Origin of the sequence: Cellulomonas cellasea (genome assembly GCF_030372105.1) — a bacterium.
GTDB lineage: Bacteria > Actinomycetota > Actinomycetes > Actinomycetales > Cellulomonadaceae > Cellulomonas_A > Cellulomonas_A cellasea_A.
Genome location: NZ_JAUDBQ010000003.1, coordinates 185,977 through 206,627 on the forward strand (window position 1 = coordinate 185,977; position 20,651 = coordinate 206,627).

Annotated in this window: 20 protein-coding genes; 5 read left to right on the plus strand and 15 right to left on the minus strand. The window is 73.4% G+C overall.

Annotated features, from left to right (window positions below):
• Nucleotides 1–7: 7 nt before the first annotated feature.
• The 13 genes from QUV83_RS04630 to QUV83_RS04690 form a co-directional block, all read right to left on the minus strand.
• Nucleotides 8–1,351, minus strand: coding sequence for an MFS transporter (locus QUV83_RS04630; protein WP_289563000.1), 1,344 nt, complete (start codon nucleotides 1,349–1,351; stop codon nucleotides 8–10).
• Complete coding sequence (locus QUV83_RS04635; RefSeq protein WP_289563001.1) at nucleotides 1,348–2,064, minus strand: GntR family transcriptional regulator; 717 nt, start codon at nucleotides 2,062–2,064, stop codon at nucleotides 1,348–1,350. The genes QUV83_RS04630 and QUV83_RS04635 overlap by 4 nt, the downstream gene beginning before the upstream one ends.
• 15 nt (nucleotides 2,065–2,079) lie before the next feature.
• Complete coding sequence (locus tag QUV83_RS04640) at nucleotides 2,080–3,198, minus strand: hypothetical protein (protein WP_289563002.1); 1,119 nt, start codon at nucleotides 3,196–3,198, stop codon at nucleotides 2,080–2,082.
• Nucleotides 3,195–4,787 (minus strand): ribosome biogenesis GTPase Der, encoded by a 1,593-nt coding sequence (der, locus tag QUV83_RS04645; RefSeq protein ID WP_289563003.1) that lies wholly within the window; start codon nucleotides 4,785–4,787, stop codon nucleotides 3,195–3,197. The genes QUV83_RS04640 and der overlap by 4 nt, the downstream gene beginning before the upstream one ends.
• Before the next feature lie 33 nt (nucleotides 4,788–4,820).
• Entirely contained in the window at nucleotides 4,821–5,549 is a 729-nt protein-coding gene (locus tag QUV83_RS04650; protein WP_289563004.1) for a lysophospholipid acyltransferase family protein, read from the minus strand.
• Nucleotides 5,546–6,304, minus strand: coding sequence for a (d)CMP kinase (gene cmk, locus QUV83_RS04655; RefSeq protein ID WP_289563005.1), 759 nt, complete (start codon nucleotides 6,302–6,304; stop codon nucleotides 5,546–5,548). Before cmk ends, QUV83_RS04650 begins: the two co-directional genes overlap by 4 nt.
• On the minus strand, nucleotides 6,286–7,401 hold the full coding sequence (locus QUV83_RS04660; RefSeq protein WP_289563006.1) for a prephenate dehydrogenase: 1,116 nt from the start codon (nucleotides 7,399–7,401) through the stop codon (nucleotides 6,286–6,288). The genes cmk and QUV83_RS04660 overlap by 19 nt, the downstream gene beginning before the upstream one ends.
• Nucleotides 7,398–8,132, minus strand: a complete 735-nt coding sequence (locus tag QUV83_RS04665; RefSeq protein ID WP_354003923.1) for a pseudouridine synthase — start codon at nucleotides 8,130–8,132, stop codon at nucleotides 7,398–7,400. Before QUV83_RS04665 ends, QUV83_RS04660 begins: the two co-directional genes overlap by 4 nt.
• A 194-nt stretch (nucleotides 8,133–8,326) precedes the next feature.
• Nucleotides 8,327–8,995, minus strand: a complete 669-nt coding sequence (gene scpB, locus QUV83_RS04670) for an SMC-Scp complex subunit ScpB (protein WP_289563008.1) — start codon at nucleotides 8,993–8,995, stop codon at nucleotides 8,327–8,329.
• The gene (locus QUV83_RS04675) at nucleotides 8,992–9,939 is read right to left on the minus strand and encodes a segregation and condensation protein A (protein WP_436231881.1); all 948 of its coding nucleotides are present in this window, start codon (nucleotides 9,937–9,939) and stop codon (nucleotides 8,992–8,994) included. The genes scpB and QUV83_RS04675 overlap by 4 nt, the downstream gene beginning before the upstream one ends.
• A complete protein-coding gene (locus QUV83_RS04680; RefSeq protein ID WP_289563071.1) occupies nucleotides 9,923–10,774 on the minus strand; it encodes a ParA family protein in 852 nt (283 codons plus the stop codon). The genes QUV83_RS04675 and QUV83_RS04680 overlap by 17 nt, the downstream gene beginning before the upstream one ends.
• 80 nt (nucleotides 10,775–10,854) lie before the next feature.
• Nucleotides 10,855–11,838: a site-specific tyrosine recombinase XerD gene (locus QUV83_RS04685; RefSeq protein ID WP_289563009.1), complete on the minus strand. Its 984-nt coding sequence runs from the start codon at nucleotides 11,836–11,838 to the stop codon at nucleotides 10,855–10,857.
• A 13-nt stretch (nucleotides 11,839–11,851) separates the two neighbouring features.
• On the minus strand, nucleotides 11,852–12,772 hold the full coding sequence (locus QUV83_RS04690) for a heme o synthase (protein ID WP_289563072.1): 921 nt from the start codon (nucleotides 12,770–12,772) through the stop codon (nucleotides 11,852–11,854).
• Nucleotides 12,773–13,247: 475 nt separating this feature from the next.
• Between QUV83_RS04690 and tkt the strand changes: the two genes are divergently transcribed.
• From tkt to pgl, 5 genes are read left to right on the plus strand one after another with little or no spacing between them, the layout of a single operon-like run.
• A complete protein-coding gene (tkt, locus tag QUV83_RS04695; protein ID WP_289563010.1) occupies nucleotides 13,248–15,422 on the plus strand; it encodes a transketolase in 2,175 nt (724 codons plus the stop codon).
• A 31-nt stretch (nucleotides 15,423–15,453) separates the two neighbouring features.
• On the plus strand, nucleotides 15,454–16,575 hold the full coding sequence (gene tal, locus QUV83_RS04700) for a transaldolase (RefSeq protein ID WP_289563011.1): 1,122 nt from the start codon (nucleotides 15,454–15,456) through the stop codon (nucleotides 16,573–16,575).
• Nucleotides 16,572–18,113, plus strand: a complete 1,542-nt coding sequence (gene zwf, locus QUV83_RS04705) for a glucose-6-phosphate dehydrogenase (RefSeq protein WP_289563012.1) — start codon at nucleotides 16,572–16,574, stop codon at nucleotides 18,111–18,113. Before tal ends, zwf begins: the two co-directional genes overlap by 4 nt.
• The gene (gene opcA, locus QUV83_RS04710) at nucleotides 18,110–19,027 is read left to right on the plus strand and encodes a glucose-6-phosphate dehydrogenase assembly protein OpcA (protein ID WP_289563013.1); all 918 of its coding nucleotides are present in this window, start codon (nucleotides 18,110–18,112) and stop codon (nucleotides 19,025–19,027) included. Before zwf ends, opcA begins: the two co-directional genes overlap by 4 nt.
• Nucleotides 19,024–19,773 (plus strand): 6-phosphogluconolactonase, encoded by a 750-nt coding sequence (gene pgl / locus QUV83_RS04715; RefSeq protein WP_289563014.1) that lies wholly within the window; start codon nucleotides 19,024–19,026, stop codon nucleotides 19,771–19,773. Before opcA ends, pgl begins: the two co-directional genes overlap by 4 nt.
• Before the next feature lie 92 nt (nucleotides 19,774–19,865).
• Here the strand turns inward: pgl and QUV83_RS04720 are convergent, their stop codons facing one another.
• Nucleotides 19,866–20,216 carry an RNA polymerase-binding protein RbpA gene (locus QUV83_RS04720; RefSeq protein WP_066588248.1) on the minus strand — a complete coding sequence of 117 codons (351 nt, stop codon included), beginning with the start codon at nucleotides 20,214–20,216 and terminating at the stop codon, nucleotides 19,866–19,868.
• 12 nt (nucleotides 20,217–20,228) lie between these two features.
• Nucleotides 20,229–20,471 (minus strand): preprotein translocase subunit SecG, encoded by a 243-nt coding sequence (gene secG, locus QUV83_RS04725; RefSeq protein ID WP_289563015.1) that lies wholly within the window; start codon nucleotides 20,469–20,471, stop codon nucleotides 20,229–20,231.
• Nucleotides 20,472–20,651: the final 180 nt, after the last annotated feature.

The following is a 20,651-nucleotide window of genomic DNA, read 5'->3' on the forward strand; positions in this document are numbered from 1 at the left end:
CTCTACCTCACTGAACGGGGGTCTCTCGTCCGTCGCCCGCGCTGTGGGCGCCGCTCTCGCTGATGCCCATGCTGGTCACGGCGTCGGGTGTGGCCAGCGTCACGGCGGCGGTGGCGGGCAGGTGGGCGCGCCAGGCGGCCGCGACCACCGTGAGGCACCCGAGCGCGATGACCAGTCCCCCGGCGAACATCTGCGGGTAGCTCCACCAGCCGGCCAGGACGGCCAGCACCGCGGGGATGAAGAAGCCGACGTAGGCGACGGAGTAGTAGACGGCGGTGAGCCCGGCCAAGTCGTCGGGCCCGGCGATGCGGCGCACCTCGTTGAGCCCGGCCACGAGGGCGAGCCCGTACCCCATGCCGAGGACGGCGGCCGCGAGGAGCGCCCCGACCAGCGTGAGGCGGGCGCTGGCGTAGGCGCCGAGTCCCATCCCGACGGCGATGATCGCGAGGGCCACCACGGACGCGCGGGCGCTGCGGTCGGTGTCGATGGCCCGCCCGAGCACCTGGATGCCGATGCCGCAGCCCAGGGTGAGCACGGTGAGCAGCCCGGAGAACGCGATGGGCATCCCACCGGAGTGCTCGCGCATGAGGCTGGGCAGCACCGCGTAGGCGGAGCCCGCGCAGCCGAAGACCCAGGGGGCCAGGGGCAGCACGACGCGCAGGAACCGGCGATCGCCTGCGGCGGGGATGCGCAGGTCGTCCCGTAGCGGCGTCTGCGAGGCGCTGGCCGTGGGCTGCCGGGTCTCGGGCGCACTGAGGAGCCACGCGCCTGAGGCGAGGGTCAACAGGGCGTGCAGGATGTAGGCGGTGTGGGCGGGCCACGGGCCCCACTGGGCGAGCACGCTCGCCACCCCGGCGCCCACCAGGAAGCCGAGGGTCAGGGCCAGCGACGCGCGCCGGGCGCCGGCCCGCGGGTCGTCACCGGCGTTGTCGGAGAGCTCGGTGATCCAGGTGGACCCCACAGCCATCACCAGCCCCAGCGCGGCTCCGCACAGCACGCGGCCGATGCCGAGCGCGAGCGGCGAGCCGGACCCGACGGCGAGCACGAGCGACCCCGCGAGGCTCAGCGGCGCCGCGGGGAGCAGCAGGGGCCGGCGCCCGTACCTGTCGGACAGCGGGCCGCCGAGCAGTAGCGCCGGCACGATTCCCAGCACGTAGGCGCCCAGCAGCAGGTCGACGGTCACGGCGGAGAAACTGCTGACCTCCCGGTACATGACCAGGAGCGGGGTGAACTCGTTGCCGCCCCACGCGACGGCCACCATCGTGGCGGCCACCGCGAGCCACGCGCGGCGGGGCACCGATCCGTCGCCCGGCGCCTGCTGGGGGGCATCGCGCAGGTCGGTGGCGGTCATCGGGCGTCGACGGCCGCTGCGGCCCGCTCGGGAAGGTGCGCGTGGTCGAGATGGCGGCGCAGCGCGACCTTGAACTCGGCTACCGCCCCGGCGCCGACGGCCGCCGCGAGGTGCTCGTGCTGGGTGACGAAGCTCCGCGCGCGGCTCTCGTCGCGCCACAGCGACCGCGCGACCATGCGCCGCTGCCGCTCCCGCAGGGTGACGTAGAAGCTCGTGAGCAGCGGGTTGCCGCCCGCGGCGACGATCGTCAGGTGGAACTCGGTGTCGTGCTCCGCGTAGGCGTCGATGTCGCCGCGGTCCAACGCGGCGCGCTGCTGCTCGATCGAGGCGCTCAGACGCTCGTGCAGCCGCTCGCGATCGTCGCGGTGGCGCAGCGCCTCGACGGCGTGGACCTCGAGGAGCAGGCGCGCGTCGACCACTGACTGCGCCTCGCCCGCGGCCACGGGCACCACCAGGGCGCCGCGCTTGGGGTAGAGCCGCAGCCAGCCCTCGGACTCGAGGCGGAGGAACGCCTCCCGGACGGGCGTGCGGCTCATGGAGAGCTGGGCGGCGATGTCGCCCTCGCTGACCATGGTGCCGCCGGGGAGCGAGTCGGTGAGCACCTGCTCCTTGACGTGCGCGTAAGCGCGCTCGGCCGCGGGGACCGGGGCTCCGGATGAGAGTGCCGGCAAGGGCGTGGGCGATGACGCGGTGGCGCCAGTGGGGAACGACATAGACACAAGACGAGTCTAAGTCGTCGAGGAGCCTGCTCCCGACCCCGCCTCGAGCCGGCGACTGCGCGCGACCTCGCCCTCGGCGGCCACCACCGCGAGCACCACGAGGTCCACGACGAGCCCCGCCACGGCAGCCCACTGCTCGAGCCGGAACAGGAAGATCTGGGTCAGCAGCAGGCTGATCAGCACAGCCCGGCGGAACCACGCGAACCCGTTCTCCCGCGAGCCGCGCACCACGACGAGGCCGACGACGCAGCACGCCACCGATCCCGCGCCGGAGACGAGCATCCCCGTCACGACCCACCCGGGCACGTCGGCGCCCGCCACCCATGCCGCCACGCCCCGGCCCATGGTCGCGACGGCGGTCCCGGTCACCACCACCACCGCCACCCACGGCACCCAACGCGCCCGGACGAGCCGGTACGTGCCCTTCACCACCCAGCGCGCGATCACACCGGTGACGTCGGGCAGCTCCTCGCGGTCGTCCTCCACGACACGCAGCAGCGCGCTGACCTCGGCCGCCCCGTGCTGCTCCCCCGCGGCACGGACCAGCGCATGGGCCTGCCGCCGGGCGCGCGGGCTGAACCCGCCCACCACACCCGAGACCGCACGGTCCACTGCCCCCGCCAGCAGTTCGCTCGGATCGCGTTCCCGGCGACCGTGCAGCACCTCGGCCAGCAGCACCAGCAGCACCACGACCACGTAGATGAGCGATGCCGTGGGCTCGTAGAAGTAGTCGTTGTCAGCGGTGACGAACTTGCCGATCTCGTCGATGAACAGCCCGAAGCCGATCCCACCCACCAGCGCCCCGATCGGCCGCACCACCGGCCCGGCGTACGAGAGCAGCAGCACCACGGCGACGGCGAGGAGCAGGCCGCCCCACAGCACATGCGCGATGTGCAGCGTGGCGCCGCCGACCTGCGGGTAGCCGGTGGCCGCCAGCGCCCCGCGGGTGAGCAGCACAGTGACGACGGTCGCCACGAGGAACGCGGCCAGATGCTGGGGCGCGGCCGGATCGCGCGGCAGGCCCAGCCTCAGCAGCAGCGCCCTCCCGTGGAGGGAAGTCGGGCGGCGCGCCCCTCCGAGGGGCGCGCCGACGGCAGCGTCGCCGCCGTCGGCCGCCTCACGGGTCACCGCTTGCGCTTCTCCCGCACCCGCACCGAGATCTCGATCGGCGTGCCCTCGAAGCCGAAGTCCTCGCGCAGGCGACGCTCGATGAAACGCCGGTAGCCGGCCTCGAGGAAGCCGCTGGCGAAGATCACGAACCGCGGCGGGGACGTCGACGCCTGCGTGGCGAACAGGATGCGCGGCTGCTTGCCGCCCCGCAGCGGGTGCGGGTGGGCGGCGACGAGCTCGCCGAGGAACGCGTTGAGGCGGCCCGTCGGGATGCGGGTCTCCCACGACGCGAGCGCGCGCTCGATGGCCGGGACCAGGCGCTCGGCGTGCCAGCCCGTCTTCGCGGAGAGGTTCACGCGCGGCGCCCACTGCACCTGGACCAGGTCCTGCTCGATCTCGCGCTCGAGGAACGGCCGGCGGTCCTCGTCCATCAGGTCCCACTTGTTGAACGCCAGCACGATGGCGCGTCCCGCGTCGATCGCCTGGGAGATGACGCGCGTGTCCTGCTCGGTGAGCTTCGTCGACGCGTCCAGCAGGACGACCGCGACCTCGGACTTCTCGATCGCGGCCTGCGTGCGCAGCGACGCGTAGAAGTCCGCGCCCTGCGACTGGTGCACGCGGCGGCGGATGCCGGCGGTGTCGACGAACCACCACGTCTTGCCCTTGAGCTGCACCAGCTCGTCGACCGGGTCGCGCGTGGTGCCCGCGACGTCGTCGACGACGACCCGCTCGGCGCCGATGATCTTGTTCAGCAGCGAGGACTTGCCCACGTTGGGCCGCCCCACCAGCGCGACGCGGCGGGGGCCGCCCGCGGGGATCGCCGAGCCGTGCTGCGACACCTTCGGCAGCGCGGCCATCGCGGCGTCCAGCAGGTCGCCGGTGCCACGGCCGTGCAGGGCCGAGACGGGGTGCGGCTGGCCCAGGCCGAGGCTCCACAGCTCGGTCGCGTCAGCCTCCACGCGGGGGCCGTCCACCTTGTTGGCGCACAGCACCACGGGCTTGCCGGACTTGCGCAGCAGCCGCACGACGCGCTCGTCCGTGGCCGTGGGCCCGACGGTGGCGTCGACGACGAAGAGCACCGCGTCGGCCAGCGAGATCGCGACCTCGGCCTGCTCGGCGACGCGCGCGTCGATGCCGAGCACGTCGACCTCCCAGCCGCCGGTGTCGACGAGCGTGAAGTTCCGCCCCGCCCACTCGGCCGGGTAGCTCACGCGGTCGCGCGTCACGCCGGGCTTGTCCTCGACGACGGCCTGGCGGCGGCCGAGGATGCGGTTGACGAGGGTGGACTTGCCCACGTTGGGGCGGCCCACGACGGCGAGCACGGGCAGCGGCGCTCCCCCGGGCTCGCCCGCCTCGATGGCGGCCTCGCCCTCGAGCAGCGCGAGGTCGTCCTCCTCGAGGTCGTACTCGGCGAGCCCGGCCCGCAGGGCCTCCTCGCGCACGGCGTCCGCGGCGGCGGTGTCCGACGGGTCAGCGTCTGACTGGTCGGCGTCAGAGTGGGCCGGGTCCGACAGCGCGGGGTCCGACGTGGCGGGGTCCAGAGGTGTGTCGGCTGCCGTCGCGGCAGCGTCGTCGGGCATGCCCGCGGTCGGGTCGGTCTCGGTCATGGGGTCATTCTCCCCTGCCCGAGGGCCGGACGACTAATGCGCTGCCGGCGCCGCCCGATGGGGGTCGTCTGTGGGAAGCGGCAGACCCGCCCGCTCGGCCGCGGCGCCCACCAGCGCCACCATCGCGACGCGGATCGCCTCGTTGGCCTGCGCCACGGCGGCGCGGCCCGACGTCCCCGGCGCCCGCTCGAGGCTCAACGGCTCCCCGAACTCGACGACGAGGCGGCGGCGGAACCCCGGCAGGCGGCTGACGGCCTCCCCTGTGCGGCGGGTGCCGAGCACGGCGACGGGCACGACGCAGGCGGCGCCGTTGATCGCCAGCCAGGCCACGCCCGCGCGGGCGTCCGCCATGTCGCCGCGACCCCGGCTGCCCTCGGGGAACACCCCGACGACCCCGCCACGCCGCAGCACGCCCAGCGCGGTGGCCAGCGACGAGCGGCCGTCGCCGTCCACCGGTATCTGGCCCGCGCTGCGCAGCACGGCGCCCACGGGACCGGAGAACATCGACGCCTTGATCAGCACATGGGAGGGACGCGGCGAGGCGCCCACCAGCACGGGCCCGTCGGCGACGCCGGAGTGGTTGGCCGCGAGGAGCACCGGGCCGTCCAGCGGCACGTTCTCGGCGCCGATCACCTCGGTGTTCCACAGCACATGCGCGAAGAGCTTGCCCAGCGCGTGCCCGCGGCGCGCCTGCCGCTCCTCGGGGACCGCTGCGGCCTCCCGCTGCGGGGCGGGTCGCGTGACGGACTCGGCGCCGCTCACAGCGCTGTCCGGCCCGTGACCTGCGCGACGACGTCGAGCACGGCCTGCACGGTCTGCTCCAGGTCCAGGTCGGAGGAGTCCACGGTCACGACACCGTCCGCAGCGACGTGGAACGTCGACACCGTCGAGTCGTCCTTGTCGCGTCGCAGCACCTGGTCGCGGGTGGCCTGCACCGCCTCGGCGTCCGCGCTGCCGTGCACCTCCTTGGCCCGCCGGGCGAGCCGTGCCTCCTCGCTGGCGGTCAGCAGGATGCGGACGTCGGCGTCCGGGGCGATCACCGTGGTGATGTCCCGCCCCTCGGCGACGATCCCGCGCCCGTGGGAGAACGACTGCGGCACCCGCTCCGCGGCGATGGCCTCGCGCTGCAGGCGGCCCAGCTCGGCGCGCACCTCCAGGTTCGTGGCGACGGCGCTCACCGCCGAGGAGATCGCCGTCGTGCGGATCGCCTCGCCGACGTCCGTCCCGCCCACGTGCACCGTCGGCCCGGCCGGGTCGACCCCGACGGCCAACGGCAATTCCCGGACCACTGCGGCCACGGCCTCGGTGTCGGTGAGCGGCACGCCCTGCTCGAGGCACCACCACGTCGCCGCGCGGTACATCGCCCCGGTGTCCAAGAACGCCAGGCCCAGGCGCTGGGCTACCATGCGCGACACGCTGGACTTGCCCGAGCCCGAGGGCCCGTCGATCGCGACCACGATCGCCTGCTGGCGCCGCATGCCGTCCTGAGGTTCCGTGCTCAACTCACCAGTCTCCATCCGCGGGCACTGAGCTCCGCCTCGAGTTGCTCGGACCGCCCGGGGAGCACCGACATCGACGCCATGCCGACGGGCCGGCCGGCCGAGTGCTCGAGCTGGAGGTCCTCCAGGTTGACGCCGGCCTCGCCTACGTCGGCCAGCAGCCGTGCGAGCTCGCCGGGGACGTCGGGGACCAGCGCCGTGACGACCTCGTAGACGCGCGCGGCGCCGCCATGCTTGCCGGGGACCCGGGCGACGCCGGTGTTCCCCTGGCCGATGGCCTGCGCGATGCTCGCGAGGGCGCCGAGCTCGACGGTCTCGGGGCCAGTGGCCGCCGCGGCCCGGTCGAGCGCCTCGATCACCACATCGAGGTCGGTGCGCAGGTCCCGCAGCACCGCAGCGACAGCCTCGGCGTTCGCGGCCAGGATCGACGTCCACAGCGCGGGATCGCTCGCGGCGAGCCGCGTCACATCCCGCAGTCCTTGCCCAGCGAGCCCGAGCGCGGGCTCGCTGGCGTCGCGCAAGCGGGCCGCGACGAGGCTCGAGGCCACCTGCGGCACATGCGACACGAGCGCCACGGCCTCGTCGTGCGCCTGGGCGTCCATCTCCACGGGTATCGCGCCGAGGTCGACGGCGAGGGCGCGCACGACCAGCAGCGCCTGCGCTGAGGACGCCCCGGAGTCCGCGATCACCCAGGGCCGCCCGACGAACAGGTCGGGCACGGCGGCGGCAGGCCCGGACCGCTCACGGCCCGCCATCGGGTGGGAGCCCACGTACCGGCTCAGGTCGGCCCCGGACTCGCGCAGCTCGTCGAGCACGTAGCCCTTCACGCTCGCGACATCGGTCACCACCGCGTGCGGCCACGCCGCCAACTCGGCCCGCACCACGTCGGCGGTCACATCCGGCGGCGCCGCGACGACCACCAGGGCCGGCGCGGCGTCGTCGGACGCGGCCGGGCGCCCGGCGCCCACGTCGCGGGCCAGTGCCAGCGCGGTGCGCGACGGGTCGTGCAGCACCACGTCGACGCCGCGCGTGGCCAGGGCCAGCCCGACGGACGCGCCGAGGAGCCCGGTGCCGACCACGCGCACCGGGCCCTGGGTGGCGACCGCCTGGGTCACATCCCCACCAGCGCCATGAGGGTGCCCAGCTCCGTCTTGCCGAGCACGCGGGTGCGCCCCGGGCGCAGGTCGCCGAGCTTGATCGGGCCGATCTGCGTGCGGACCAGGCGCGTCACCGGGAAGCCCACCTCGTCGAAGATGCGCCGGACCACGCGGTTGCGCCCCTCGTGCAGCACGAGCTCGACGAGGCTGGCCTGCGCGGTCTGGTCGACGATCCGGAAGCTGTCGACCGTGACGAGGCCGTCCTCCAGCTCGATGCCCTTCTGCAGCTGCTTGCCCAGCGACGGGTGCACCCGCCCCTCGACCTCCGCGAAGTACGTCTTGGGCACCTCATGCGACGGGTGCGCCAGGCGGTTCGCGAGCTCGCCGTCGTTCGTCAGCAGGATCAGGCCCTCGGTCTCGGCGTCGAGCCGGCCCACGTGGAAGAGCCGCTCCTCGCGGTTCTTCACGAACTCGGCCAGTGACGGGCGCCCGTCGGGGTCATGCATCGTCGAGACCACGCCCAGCGGCTTGTTCAGCGCGATCGTCACCATCGAGGTGTCGAGCTGCACGCGCATCCCGTCCACGTGGATCGCGACCTTCGCGGGGTCGACCCGCACGCCCAGCTCGAGGACGGGCACGCCGTCCACCGTCACCCGGCCCGCCGTGATCAAGTCCTCGCACGCGCGCCGCGACCCGAGCCCGGCCGTCGCGAGCACCTTCTGCAAGCGCACGCCCTCGGGGTCGTGCACGTCGCGCGGCGGCTCGGCGGCGCGTGCCGGGGCCTTGGCCCGTGTCGGGCGCGCCGGTCGACCCGGCTGCCCTGCGCGCGCCGGACGGGGCTGCCCGCCACGGCCTCCGCCTGCTCCGCGCGGAGCGCCAGCGCGCCCGCCGCCGTCACGTCCACGGCCGGCGCCCGCAGCGCCTCCCCGTCGTCCCTCAGTGCTCATCGTGTCTCCCTGTTCGCCATGTCCACGCCCTCGAGCGCGTCGAAGTCCGGCAGATAGGGCGCAAGTGGAGGCAGCTCATCCAGGCTCGCGAGCCCCATCCGCTCCAAGAAGTATCCCGTGGTCTCGTAGAGCACGGCGCCAGTGCTCGGGTCGGAGCCCGCCTCGGCCACCAAACCGCGCGACGCGAGCGTGCGCACCACGCCGTCGACGTTGACCCCGCGCACCCCCGAGACCTGCCCGCGGGTGACCGGCTGCCGGTAGGCGATCACGGCCAGGGTCTCGAGCGCGGCCTGCGTCAGGCGCGCGGTCTGCCCCTCGAGCACGAACCGCCCGACGACCTCGGCGAACGCCGACGCCGAGTAGATCCGCCAGCCCGCCCCGGCCTGCCGCAGCTCGAACCCGCGCGGCCTGCCGCCGTGCTCCCCCCGATACTCCGCGGCCAAGGCCTCCAGCAGCCCCTCCACGCGGTCCGTGGGCAGTGCGAGGACCGAGGCCAGCCGCACCGCGGGAATCGGCTCGTCGGCGACCATCAGCACGGCCTCCAGGGCGGCGAGGGCGCCACCCGGCAGGTCGTCGACGTCGAAGGCGAGCTCGTCGGCCTCGACGACCGGGCCGTCAGCGTCCGGCGCGGTCAGCGCGTCGAGGTCGGGGGGTGTCTGGCTCATGCGTCGGGCTCCTGGGAGGCGGTGCTGGGGTCGGCTGTGAGGTCCGCCACGTCGAAGTCGTCGGAGACGCGCACCTCGCCGTCGTCGGCCCCCGTCCACCGCACGGTGAGCTCCCCCAGCGGTGTGACCTGGTCGAAGCCGACGGCGCCCTCGCGGAACAGCTCGAGCAGCGCGAGGAACCGCGACACCACCATGAGGGTGGAGTCGGCGTCGGCGGTCAGCGCCCGGAAGGTCGCGGAGCCGCCGCGCCGCAGCCGCTCGACCAGCAGCGCCGCCTGCTCGCGCACCGATACCGCGGGGGCGTGCAGGTGGCTGAGGTCCACGCCGGGCGGCGGGGCCTTGGGCGCCAGGGCCTTCGCGGCGAGCGCGGCGAGCTGCTGTGGGCCGATCTGCCACACGAGCTCGGGCAGCAGCGCAGCGAGCTGGGGCTCCAAGGTCACCGAGCGGGGGAACCTGCGCCCCTCTGCGGTGAGCCGATCGCCGATGTCCCGGGCCACCACCTTGTACGCGCGGTACTGCAGCAACCGCACGAACAGCAGGTCCCGCGCCTCGAGCAGCTCGAGGTCCTCGGCGTCCTCGACCACGCCCTGCGGCAGCAGGCGGGCCGCCTTGAGGTCCAGCAGCGTCGCCGCGACGACCAGGAACTCGCTGGCCTGGCTCAGGTCCCAGGACCTGCCGCCCGCGGCGGCGGTGCGCTCGGCGGCGCGAATGTGGGCGATGAACTCGTCGGTGACCCGGGCGAGGGACACCTCGGTGATGTCGAGCTTGTGCTTCGAGATCAGCCCGAGCAGCAGGTCGAAGGGGCCGCTGAAGTTGTCGAGGTGCACCTCGAAGGGGCTCGTCCCCGACGGCGAGGACGCGGCCTCGCCGGTGGGGGCTGCCGCCGGTGCGGCGGTCTCGTGGGCTGCAGGCGCCTCGGCGACCAGGCTAGGCGGCGTCGCCACGGGCGATGAGCTCGCGCGCGAGCTGCCGGTAGGCGCTCGCCCCGCTGTGGTTCGACGCGTAGGTGATGATCGGCTCCGCCGCGACCGACGAGTCCGGGAACTTCACCGTGCGCCCGATGACCGTCTGCAGCAGCGTGTCGCCGAAGGCCTCGTGCACGCGCGCGACGACCTCGCGGGCGTGCAGCGTCCGCGAGTCGTACATGGTTGCGAGGATGCCGTCGACCTCGAGGCGTGGGTTCAGGCGGTCGCGCACCTTCTCGATGGTCTCCACGAGCAGCGCGACGCCGCGCAGCGCGAAGAACTCGCACTCGAGCGGGATGAGGACGCCGTGGGCCGCGGTGAGGGCGTTGACGGTCAGCAGCCCCAGGGACGGCTGGCAATCGATGAGGATCACGTCGTAGTCGTCGAGGGCGGGGCGCAGCACCCGGGCGAGGATGGACTCGCGGGCCACCTCGGAGACGAGCTGGACCTCTGCCGCCGAGAGGTCGATGTTGGCCGGCAGCAGGTCGAGGTTCGCGATGTCGGTGCTGCGCACCACCTCGGCGAGTGACGCGTTGCGCTCCATCATCAGGTTGTAGACGGTGCGCTCGAGCTCATGCGGGCTGATGCCCAGGCCCACGGACGCCGCGCCCTGCGGGTCGAAGTCGACGATGAGCACCCGGCGGCCGACCTCGGCGAGGGCGGCGGCGAGGTTGATGGTGGTCGTCGTCTTGCCGACGCCACCCTTCTGGTTGCACATCGCGATGACGCGCGCGGGGCCGTGCGAGGCCAGCGGCGCGGGCTCGGGGAAGCGCGGCAGGGGTCGACCGACGGGGTCGAGCTCCATCTCGGTCATCTGCTCGGTTGCCACGCGGACAACCTACCGGAGCGTGCGCGCCGTGAGGCTGCGACATCCCGGACACGCCCGGAAGACTCCTAGGGGGCGGCGGCGGCCGCCGTCGCGGGCGACGGGGCGCCGCGCCGGATCGCCCGCGGGTGCGCCGTGGCGTAGACCTCCCGGAGCGTGTCGCGCGTCACGAGCGTGTACACCTGCGTCGTGGTCACCGACGCGTGCCCGAGCAGCTCCTGGACCACCCGGACGTCGGCCCCGCCCGCGAGCAGGTGCGTGGCGAAGGAGTGGCGCAGCGTGTGCGGGGAGATGTGCGCCGAGGCCGGCAGGCCGGCCCGCTCGGCGGCGGCGCGCAGCACCGCCCACGCGCTCTGCCTGCTGAGCCGCGCGCCACGGGTGTTGAGGAACAGCGCCGGGATGCCGCGCCCACCGGCGGCCAGCGCGGGGCGGGAGCGCACGAGGTAGGCCTCGACGGCCTCGATCGCGTAGGAGCCGACGGGGACGATCCGCTCCTTGTCGCCCTTGCCGAGCAGCCGCACCGCGCCGCGCCCGGGCGTCAGGTCCAGGTCGTCGACGGCGAGCCCCACGGCCTCCGAGATGCGCGCGCCAGTCGAGTACACGAGCTCCAGGAGCGCCCGGTCGCGCAGCGGGATGGCGCCCTCGCCGGCGGACGCGGCCTCCAGGAGCCGCTCGACATCGGCGGTGGAGATGGCCTTGGGCAGCCGCTTGGGCTGCGCCGGGGGCCGGACAGCGCTGGCCGCGTCACTCCCCGTCAGGCCCTCGAGCGTCCAGAACCGGTGCAGCCCGCGCACCGCGACGACGCTGCGGGCGGTGGACGAGGCCGAGAGCGCGTTGCGCCCGTCCGACCCGGTGCGCACCACGGTGACGAAGTCCTCGACGTCGGCCTCGGTGACGTCCCCGGGCAGCTCCCGCCCACGCGCCGCGAGGTGGTCGAGGTAGCGCACCAGGTCCCGCCGGTAGGCCGAGAGGGTGTGCGGCGAGAGCCCTCGCTCGACGGTCAGGTGGGCGAGGTAGTCCCGCAGGATCCGCTGCAGCGCGCTCTCGGACATCGCCCGGCCCTCGTCAGAGGGGCAGGAAGACGTCCACCGCGATCGCGACGGACAGCAGCGTGAGGTAGGTGATCGAGCCGTGGAAGACCTTCATCGCGCCGAGCTTGCCGCGCGTGGGGTCCAGCGCCCGCCGGTAGAGGCCGATGCACGAGGCGAGGAACCAGCCGCCGAGCACGAGCGCGGCCACGCCGTAGACCCAGGTCATCCCGGCCACGGGCATCAGCAGCAGCGAGCAGGCGATCATCGCGATGGTGTACGCGATCATCTGGCGCGCGACCTTGGTGTCGGCGGCCACGACGGGCAGCATCGGCACGTTCGCGGCGGCGTAGTCGCGACGGAACTTCATCGACAGCGGCCAGTAGTGCGGCGGCGTCCAGAAGAAGATCACGCCGAACAGCAGCACAGCGGCCCAGGAGACCCTGCCGGTGACGGCCGACCAGCCGATGAGCACCGGCATGCAGCCGGCGGCCCCGCCCCACACGATGTTCTGCGGGGTGCGGCGCTTGAGGATCATCGTGTAGCCGACGACGTACAGCAGCACCGCGACGGCGGTCAGCGCCGCGGAGGCCACGTTGACGAGCAGCGCGAGCCAGGCGAGCGAGATGATCGCGAGCACCCAGGAGAAGACGAGCGCGGCGCGGGGGGTGATCTCCCCGGTGACGAGCGGCCGCCGCTTGGTGCGGTTCATCACCTCGTCGATGTCGCGGTCGAGGTAGCAGTTGAAGGAGTTCGCGGCCCCGGCCGCCGCTCCCCCGCCGACGAGCGTGGCGAGCATCAGGCCGATCGACGGGAAGCCGCCCTCGGCCAGGATCATGGTGGGGATGGTGGTCACCAGGAGCAGCTCGATGACGCGCGGCTTGGTGAGCGAGATGTAGTTGGCGAGCGTCCGGCGGGCGGCCTGCCAGCCCTGCGGGCGGCGCTCGGCGGCGTCGATCGGCGGCACGACGACAGCCGGCGCGGCGACCTTCGCTGGCGCGCTCGCCTCAGGGGCTGATGCGCTGGCCTCACGGATGGGAGGGCGCCAGTCTCCCGCTGCTCGGGCGGACGCCCCGGCATCGTCCAGGGGGGCTGGGCTCGTGGTGCGCACGCGCGTAGGACTTCCGTTCTTCAGCAAAGCGGGACCTTCGTCGGATGCCCATGCTACGGCGCTGCCCAGCAGGAGTGGCCTCCCGGCGCGTCCCGCGGGCCGCGGCAGGTGTGACATTGGCCGGAGAACCGGGCGGAAAGCGCTTCCCGCCATCTGGGCGCCTTCACTCCGCGACCCCCCAGGCGAGATAGGGTCGAACCTCACGAGTACGCCACGCGCCCCTCCGGGCTGAGCACATCTCGTGGCCGGCGTCCATCGACGGGCGGCCGGACAGTTCGATCCAACGCCCAGGCGCACCATGCCCGGGCGGGAATGAGGTGCGGTGAACGCCAAGGCCCCCGAGGCCCAGTCAGTCGGCTGGAGCGAGCTCGACAAGAAGGCAGTGGACACAGCGCGTGTCCTGGCCGCCGATGCCGTGGAGAAGGTCGGAAACGGCCACCCCGGCACCGCGATCAGCCTTGCCCCAGCGGCGTACCTGCTCTACCAGAACGTGATGAGGCACGACCCGGCCGACCCGAGCTGGCTCGGTCGCGACCGCTTCATCCTGTCCGCGGGCCACTCGAGCCTGACGCAGTACCTCGAGCTGTACCTCGCGGGCTACGGCCTCGAGATCGAGGACATCGAGGCGCTGCGCACCTGGGGCTCCAAGACCCCGGGCCACCCCGAGTACAAGCACACCACCGGCGTGGAGATCACCACCGGGCCGCTCGGGCAGGGCCTCGCGTCCGCCGTCGGCTTCGCGATGGCCTCGCGCCGCGAGCGTGGCCTCCTCGACCCCGACGCCCCCGCCGGCGAGAGCCCGTTCGACCACTTCGTCTACGTCATCGCCTCCGACGGCGACCTGCAGGAGGGCGTCACGAGCGAGGCCTCCTCGATCGCCGGCACCCAGCAGCTCGGCAACCTCGTGGTGCTGTGGGACGACAACCACATCTCCATCGAGGGCGACACCGACATCGCCTTCACCGAGGACGTCCTCAAGCGCTACGAGGCGTACGGCTGGCACGTGCAGTTCGTCGACTGGACCGCCGGCGACGACGGTTACACCGAGAACATCGACGCGCTGAACGCCGCCATCGAGGCCGCCAAGCAGGTCACCGACCGCCCGTCCTTCATCGGGCTGCGCACGATCATCGCCTGGCCGTCGCCCACGAAGCAGAACAGCCACAGCGCGCACGGCTCCAAGCTCGGCGCCGACGAGGTCCGCGCGCTGAAGGAGGTCGTGGGCTTCAACCCCGACAAGTCCTTCGACGTCGACCCCGCGGTCATCGCCCACACGCGTGGCCAGGTCGCCGCGCGCGCCAAGGCGGCCAAGGAGCAGTGGCAGCCGAAGTACGACGCCTGGCGCGCCGCCAACCCCGAGCGCGCGACGCTCCTCGACCGGCTCGTCGAGGGCAAGCTCCCCGAGGGCTGGGCCGACGCGATCCCGACGTTCCCCGCCGGCAAGGCCGTCGCCACCCGCGCCGCCTCCGGCGAGGTGCTCTCCGCGCTCGCCGAGCCGCTGCCCGAGCTGTGGGGCGGCTCCGCCGACCTCGCCGGCTCGAACAACACCACGATGAAGGGCGAGCCGTCCTTCCTCCCCACGGAGCGCTCCACCAAGGAGTTCGCGGGCAACCCCTACGGGCGCACGCTGCACTTCGGCATCCGCGAGCACGCGATGGGCTCGATCCTCTCGGGGATCGCGCTGCACGGGCTCACGCGCCCCTACGGCGGGACGTTCCTGACGTTCAGCGACTACATGCGCGGCTCCGTGCGCCTCGCGGCGCTCATGGGCGTGCCGGTCGTCTACGTCTGGACGCACGACTCCATCGGGCTCGGCGAGGACGGCCCCACGCACCAGCCGGTGGAGCACCTCGCCGCGCTGCGCGCCATCCCGGGCCTGGACATCGTCCGCCCGGCCGACGCCAACGAGACGGCGGCGGCGTGGAAGGCGATCCTCGAGCGCCCCGAGGGCCCCGTCGGCCTCATCCTCACGCGTCAGAACGTCCCCACGTTCCCGCGCGGCGAGGACGGCTACGCCACCACGGACGGCGTCGCCCGCGGCGCCTACGTGCTGCTCGAGGCGTCGACCGGCACGCCGGACGTCATCCTCATCGGCACCGGCTCCGAGGTCCAGCTCGCGGTCGCCGCGCGTGAGGCCCTCGAGGCGCAGGGCATCGCCACGCGCGTCGTCTCCGCCCCGAGCCTCGAGTGGTTCGCCGAGCAGGACGAGGCGTACCGCGAGCAGGTCCTGCCGTCGTCGGTGCGCGCACGCGTGGCCGTCGAGGCCGGGATCGCGCTGCCGTGGCACCGCCTCGTCGGGGACGCCGGGCGGGTCATCTCGCTCGAGCACTACGGCGCCTCGGCGGACTACGAGCGCCTCTACCAGGAGTTCGGCATCACGGCCGAGGCCGTCGCCGAGGCAGCGCGCGAGTCCCTCGCAGCGGCACGCGGGCAGCACGCGCCGGCGTCCGACGCGGGGACGCCGACGGAGAGCGGGACCGGCGACCAGATCGTCTGATAGCCCGCCAGCGAGGAAAAGGGGATCCACCATGACCGAGGCCACCACCAACCCGATCGACCGGCTCAGCGAGGCCGGCGTGTCGGTGTGGCTCGACGACCTGTCGCGCGAGCGGCTCCGCACGGGCAACCTGGCGGGGCTCGTCGCCGACCTCGACGTCGTCGGGGTCACGACCAACCCGTCGATCTTCGCGAGCGCGCTCGCGAAGATCGACGCCTACGACGCGCAGCTCCGTGAGCTCGCGTCCGCCGGCGCCGACGTCGACGCGGCAGTGTTCGCGATCACGACCGACGACGTGCGGGAGGCGGCCGACGTGCTGCGTCCCGTGTACGACGCGACGGACAGCGTCGACGGTCGAGTCTCGATCGAGGTGGATCCCCGCCTCGCGCACGACACCCGGGGCACCATCGACTCGGCGAAGGCCCTCTGGGCTGCCGTCGACCGCCCCAACGTCTTCATCAAGATCCCGGCGACCCTGGAGGGCCTGCCGGCGATCACCGCGGTGCTCGCCGAGGGGATCAGCGTCAACGTGACGCTGATCTTCTCGCTCGAGCGCTACGCGGCCGTCCTGGACGCGTTCCTCGAAGGACTCGAGCGCGCCCACGACAACGGCTACAACCTGCGCACGATCGGCTCCGTCGCGTCGTTCTTCGTCTCCCGCGTGGACGCCGCGATCGACCCCCGGCTCGACGCCCTCGGCACGCCCGAGGCCGCCGCGCTGCGGGGCAAGGCCGCGATCGCGAACGCCCGGCTCGCCTTCGGGCTGTACGAGAAGGTCGTCGCCGGCGACCGGTGGCAGGCCCTCGCCGAGCGCGGCGCGAGCCCGCAGCGACCGTTGTGGGCCTCCACGGGCGTCAAGGACCCGGCCTACCCCGACACGCTGTACGTCTCGGAGCTGATCGCCCCGGGCGTCGTCAACACCATGCCCGAGGCCACGCTCCTCGCGTTCGCCGACCACGGCGAGGTGCGCGGGGACACCGTGAGCGGGACCCAGGCGGAGTCTGCCCGGGTGGTCTCGGACCTCGCGGCGCTCGGCGTCGACCTCGACGAGGTCACCGCCCAGCTCGAGGTCGAGGGCGTGCAGAAGTTCGAGGCGAGCTGGGAACAGCTCCTGAGCACCGTCTCGGCAGGACTCGGCCAGGTGGCCCGGTGAGCCCGGCGGAAGTCACCGCCGACCACAACCCGCTGCGGGACCCGCGCGACCGCCGGCTGCCCCGGATCGCCGGCCCCTCCGGGCTGGTGATCTTCGGCGTGACGGGCGACCTCGCGCGCAAGAAGCTCATGCCGGCGGTCTACGACCTCACGAACCGTGGCCTGCTGCCGCCGGGCTTCGCGCTCACCGGCTTCGCGCGCCGCGACTGGGACACCCGGCAGTTCGCCGAGATCGTGCACGACTCCGTCAAGGAGCACGCGCGCACCCCGTTCCGCGAGGCGACGTGGCGCCAGCTCGCGGAGGGCATCCGCTTCGTGGAGGGCTCCTTCGACGACGACGCGGCCTTCGACCGGCTCAGCGACACCGTGCACGAGCTCGACGAGGTGCGCGGCACCGAGGGGAACCACGCGTTCTACCTGTCCGTGCCCCCGAGCTCCTTCCCGGTGGTGTGCCGCCAGCTCGCGCGCTCCGGGCTCTCCCAGCCGCGTGAGGGCACCTGGCGCCGGGTCGTCATCGAGAAGCCGTTCGGGCACGACCTGCAGAGCGCACGCGAGCTCAACGCCGTCGTCTCCGAGGTCTTCCGGCCCGACGACGTGTTCCGCATCGACCACTACCTCGGCAAGGAGACGGTGCAGAACATCCTCGCCTTGCGGTTCGCCAACCAGCTCTTCGAGCCGATCTGGAACGCCAACTACGTGGACCACGTGCAGATCACGATGGCCGAGGACATCGGCATCGGCGGTCGCGCCGGCTACTACGACGGCATCGGCGCCGCGCGCGACGTCATCCAGAACCACCTGCTGCAGCTCCTGGCGCTGACCGCGATGGAGGAGCCCGTCTCCTTCGACGCGGAGGGCCTGCGCGCCGAGAAGACCAAGGTGCTCTCGGCGGTGCGCCTGCCGAAGGACCTGGGCAAGCACACCTCGCGCGGGCAGTACGCCGCGGGCTGGCAGGGCGGCGAGAAGGTCGCCGGGTACACCGAGGAAGAGGGCTTCAACCCCGGCTCGACGACCGAGACGTTCGCCGCGATCCGCGTCGACATCGACACCCGCCGCTGGGCCGGGGTGCCGTTCTACCTGCGCACCGGCAAGCGGCTCGGCCGCCGCGTCACCGAGATCGCCGTGGTCTTCAAGAAGGCCCCGCACCTGCCGTTCGAGTCGACGGCCACGGAGGAGCTCGGCAAGAACGCCCTGGTCATCCGCGTGCAGCCCGACGAGGGCGTCACCCTGCGGTTCGGCGCCAAGGTGCCCGGGACGGCCATGGAGGTCCGCGACGTCACGATGGACTTCGGCTACGGCCACGCGTTCACCGAGTCCTCCCCGGAGGCCTACGAGCGACTCATCCTCGACGTGCTGCTCGGCGACCCGCCGCTCTTCCCCCGCCACGAGGAGGTCGAGCTGTCCTGGAAGATCCTGGACCCGATCACCGAGTACTGGGCCACCCACGGCAAGCCCGACCCGTATCGCTCCGGCACGTGGGGCCCGGCGTCCGCCGACGAGATGATGGCCCGCGACGGCCGCGCCTGGAGGATCCCGTGATCATCGACCTTCCCGGCACCAGCACCCGGGCGATCAACAAGCGCCTGGTGAAGGCCCGTGACGAGGGCGGCGCCGTCGCCCTCGGGCGGGTGCTGACCCTCATCATCGACCTCGCGGGGCACGACCCCGAGGAGGCGATCGCCGCGGCCAACGAGGCCAGCCGTGAGCACCCGTGCCGCATCATCGTGCTCCAGGACCAGCCCGGGGACGCGCCGGCCTCACTCGACGCGCAGATCCGCCTGGGCGGCGACGCGGGCGCCAGCGAGGTGATCCTGCTCCGCTCGGCCGGCGCGCTGTGCCGCCACGCGGACACGCTCGTCATCCCGTTGCTCCTGCCCGACGCGCCGATAGTCGTGTGGTGGCCGTACGAGGCGCCGGAGAACCCCGCGGAGCACCCCGTCGGCAAGATGGCGCAGCGCCGGATCACCGACTCCGTGAACGCCGACGTCCCATCGGACGCGCTGCGGAGCCTCGCGTCCGTGTACTCGGACGGCGACTCGGACCTCGCGTGGACCCGCACGACGCTGTGGCGCGGGCTCATCGCCGCGACGCTCGACCAGCCGCCCTACGAGGAGGTGCAGCGCGCACTCGTCGTCGGGGAGAGCACCCACCCGTCGGTGGACCTCATGGCCGCGTGGCTGGCCGAGGCGCTGCGGTGCCCCGTCGACGTCGAGCGCGTCGCGGGCGCCCCCGCCATCACCCAGGTGCGCCTGGAGCGCAAGAGCGGCCCCATCGTCCTCGACCGGCCGGACGGCAAGACGGCCGCGCTCACGCAGCCGGGCCAGCCCGAGCACCGCATCGCGCTGCCGATCCGCCAGCTGCGCGAGTGCCTCTCGGAGGAGTTGCGCAGGCTCGACCCGGACGAGGTGTACGGCGAGGTGCTCCGCAAGGGCCTGACGAGGATCGAGTCATGAGCCGCCTCGTCATCGTCCACCCGGACGCCGCCATCCTCGCCGAGGCGACGGCGGCACGACTCCTCACCCGCGTCCTGGACGTCCAGTCGGAGCGCAGCCCCGTCCACCTGGTGCTCACCGGCGGCACCGTCGGCATCGCCACGCTCGCGGCCGTCGCGCGCAACCCGGTGCGCACCGCCGTGGACTGGTCGCAGGTGCACCTGTGGTGGGGCGACGAGCGGTTCCTGCCCGACGGCGACCCGGACCGCAACGAGACCCAGGCGCGCGACGCGCTGATCGACTCGCTCGGCGACGCGCTGCCAGCCGCCAACGTGCACGCCATCCCGGCGCTCGACGCCACCGTCGCCACCCCGGAGCTGTCGGCGGCGCTGTACGCCGACGAGCTCGCCCGCTGGGCCCCGCCCGGAGCCCAGGCGCCCGCCTTCGACGTCCTGCTGCTGGGCATGGGGCCTGACGGCCACGTCGCGTCGCTGTTCCCCGGGCACCCGGCCCTCGAGGCCGCTGGGGTCGCCACCGTCGGCGTGCACGCCTCCCCCAAGCCGCCGCCGCAGCGGGTCTCGCTGACCTTCGACGCCCTGCACGCCGCACGCGAGGCCTGGGTGGTCGCCGCGGGCCCGGAGAAGGCCGAGGCTGTCGCGTCGGCGCTCTCGGGCGGACCGGTCGAGCAGACGCCAGCGGCGGGCGTGCACGGCCAGGAGCGGACGTTGTGGCTGCTCGACGTCGCCGCCGCCGGGACGGCCGTCTGAGCGTCCCTGCCGTCCGCCTCGGGCACGCATGACAAGAGCGCCCGACCCCAGGAGGGGTCGGGCGCTCTGTGCTGTCTGTGTCGCTGAGGCTCTCAGCGTCGTCCGCGACGCGCGCGCAGGGCGGCCAGCGCCTCGTCGAGTATCGCCTCGCCGTCCTCGTCCGAGCGGCGCTCCTTCACGTAGGCGAGGTGCGTCTTGTACGGCTCGTTCCTGGACGGCGCCGGAGGGTTCTCCTGGTCCTGGCCTCCGGGGAATCCACACCGGGGGCAGTCCCAGGTGACGGGCGCCTCCTCGGCGGCCTCCTCGGCGAAGCTGGGGCGCGTCTCATGCCCGTTCGCGCACCAGTACGAGATCCAGACCCGCGGAGCGCTGTCGCCCCGCTCGGCCTCGCCCATCGGGCCGGCGCCCACTCGCGATCCGCGGATCGCACTCCCACTCGCCATCGAGTTCCCCCCTCAACCCACGCGCTGGATCAAGCCCAGCAGGACGATGATCACGGCCCACAGGACCGCGACGGTCACCGTGATGCGGTTCAGGTTCCGCTCGGCGACGCCGGAGCTCCCGGCGCTCGAGGTGATGCCGCCGCCGAACATGTCAGACAGACCGCCACCACGGCCCTTGTGCAGCAGGACCAGGGGGATCAGCAGGAAGCTGGAGAGCACCAGCAGGACCTGGAGGGTGATGCGCAGGGCGTCCACGTCGGGGGTCTGTCCTCACTCGTGCGGGGCGTCACCGAGAGGTGATCGCGTCAAGACTAGGCGATCCAGCCTAGGCGACGGCACACCCTGTTCGCCAACATCCGGGCGAATAGGGGGCGCGCGCCGCCGACATGCCGGTGGGCGTGCGGGCCGAATACGGCCCGCACGCCCACCATCGAG

Bases quoted from the DNA above. Each gene is read 5' to 3' on its own strand.
- QUV83_RS04630 (WP_289563000.1), bottom strand. From the start codon at position 1,351: ATGACCGCCACCGACCTGCGCGATGCCCCCCAGCAGGCGCCGGGCGAC.
- QUV83_RS04680 (WP_289563071.1), bottom strand. From the start codon at position 10,774: ATGACCGAGATGGAGCTCGACCCCGTCGGTCGACCCCTGCCGCGCTTC.
- tal (WP_289563011.1), top strand. From the start codon at position 15,454: ATGACCGAGGCCACCACCAACCCGATCGACCGGCTCAGCGAGGCCGGC.
- der (WP_289563003.1), bottom strand. From the start codon at position 4,787: ATGACCGAGACCGACCCGACCGCGGGCATGCCCGACGACGCTGCCGCG.
- QUV83_RS04720 (WP_066588248.1), bottom strand. From the start codon at position 20,216: ATGGCGAGTGGGAGTGCGATCCGCGGATCGCGAGTGGGCGCCGGCCCG.
- QUV83_RS04635 (WP_289563001.1), bottom strand. From the start codon at position 2,064: ATGTCGTTCCCCACTGGCGCCACCGCGTCATCGCCCACGCCCTTGCCG.
- pgl (WP_289563014.1), top strand. From the start codon at position 19,024: ATGAGCCGCCTCGTCATCGTCCACCCGGACGCCGCCATCCTCGCCGAG.
- QUV83_RS04685 (WP_289563009.1), bottom strand. From the start codon at position 11,838: ATGTCCGAGAGCGCGCTGCAGCGGATCCTGCGGGACTACCTCGCCCAC.
- scpB (WP_289563008.1), bottom strand. From the start codon at position 8,995: ATGAGCCAGACACCCCCCGACCTCGACGCGCTGACCGCGCCGGACGCT.
- cmk (WP_289563005.1), bottom strand. From the start codon at position 6,304: ATGGAGACTGGTGAGTTGAGCACGGAACCTCAGGACGGCATGCGGCGC.